This is a genomic window from uncultured Tateyamaria sp. (assembly GCF_947504105.1).
Lineage (GTDB): Bacteria > Pseudomonadota > Alphaproteobacteria > Rhodobacterales > Rhodobacteraceae > Tateyamaria.
On the sequence record NZ_CANNGP010000177.1, the window covers coordinates 1 to 388 of the forward strand.

Annotated in this window: 1 protein-coding gene; it reads right to left on the reverse strand. The window is 56.4% G+C overall.

The window, feature by feature from the left end; all coding sequences use genetic code 11:
• On the reverse strand, positions 1 to 302 hold a 302-nt coding region (locus Q1A75_RS24110), incomplete at its 3' end, for a transposase (RefSeq protein ID WP_299593644.1).
• Between the last annotated feature and the right edge of the window lie 86 nt (positions 303 to 388).

Below are 388 nucleotides of genomic sequence, written 5' to 3' on the forward strand. Positions count from 1 at the left end.
GCTCGCGACGTCTGAGCGACGGACGTGCCGGGTGATAGGCCTGGCGCGGAGCTCCCTGCAGTATCGACCTGTCCCGCAAGACGCTTCTTTCCAGCCTCAAGGAACTCCTTGGACCAGCTGTAATACAGGCTCTGGGCAATACCTTCGCGACGGCACAGCTCCGTGATGCTGTCTTCGCCCTTAAGGCCGTCCAGCACGATCCGGATCTTCTCTTCTGACGAATACTGTTTGCGGGTCGCACGGCGGATGTCCTTTACGATCTTCTCACCGTGACTCTGCTTGGTTCCGGGTTTCTTTCTCATCTCCACTCCTTGGCGGATACGATGAGCCAGAAACCCTCTCTTATCAAATCGAACTAAACTGTCCCATTGGCGCTGACGTTAGACAC